The following is a 1,146-nucleotide window of genomic DNA, read 5'->3' on the forward strand; positions in this document are numbered from 1 at the left end:
GTGGTACTGCGTTTGGTATTAAAACGTTCGCCCACCAGCGCAACAGGGCACTCCAACATGGAGATTGAAGAAGTGAGCGCGGCAATCGTCAGCAGCAAGAAAAACACCACAGCAAATATCTGACCGAGGAGCCCCAAGCTATCAAACATCAGCGGTAGCACGGTAAACACCAGCGTGTCTGAGCTCAGTAAAGAGCCATCTTCCGCATAGATTTGCACCCCTTTCTGCATCGCAACAAACATCGCAGGCAGCACAACCAAACCGGCAATAAAGGCCACAGCAGTATCGACCAGTGTGACATTCATGGCCATTTTCGGTAAGTTCTCTTTTTTGCTGAGGTACGAACCGTAGATCAGCATTGAACAGCCACCAATGGTTAACGAGAAGAAACCTTGTCCCATAGCCGCCAGAATCAATTTTCTATCCCACACCTTATCGAAATCTGGCACTAGATAGTGTTTTAGCCCTTCCATCGCGCCATTTTGCGTCATGATATAGACAAACAGCACAGCAAAGAGCACAAACAGCGCAGGCATTAAGCGGGTTGACCACTTTTCAATACCTTGTTTCACGCCACCTTGCACAATCAAAATCGTCAGCACATAGAAAACCAAGGTACCAAACAGGTTACGCTCAGCGCTAAAGCCTTTAAACCACGCACTGGCTGCATCGAGACTGAGCAGATCGGTGATGGCTCCTAGCATAAAGCAGATGATCCAACCGCCGACAATCGAATAAAATGCCAACACGGCACTTGGCACGCTAAGACCAATCCAACCAACCAGCCCACCAATTTTTTTACCCACAGGGTGACTGGTGAGTGCGCGCATACTATCGACGGGGTTCGCTTGCCCATGACGACCAATCGCCATCTCCACCACCAGCATTGGAAAAGCAACGATCAAAATCATGACTAAATAAACTAAAAGAAAAGCACCACCACCATTTGAGGCGGCTTGTGTCGGGAAGCCCCAAATATTCCCTAAGCCAACAGCCGCACCCGCTGCCGCTAGAATAAAGCCTAATCGAGAACCAAAATGTTCCCTCGGTTGAGAAGTTGTTTGCTGTGACATACGACCTAACTGCACTTGTGAACTAGTTAGCTAGTACAATACAGAAACATGTTTGGCATAACAATCTTCAACT

1 protein-coding gene is annotated in these 1,146 nt (G+C 48.0%); it reads right to left on the reverse strand.

Annotated features, from left to right (window positions below):
- On the reverse strand, positions 1-1,073 hold a 1,073-nt coding region (locus R8N28_RS26160; RefSeq protein WP_318183776.1), incomplete at its 3' end, for a sodium-dependent transporter.
- Between the last annotated feature and the right edge of the window lie 73 nt (positions 1,074-1,146).

The organism is Vibrio sp. Vb1554 (genome assembly GCF_033344235.1).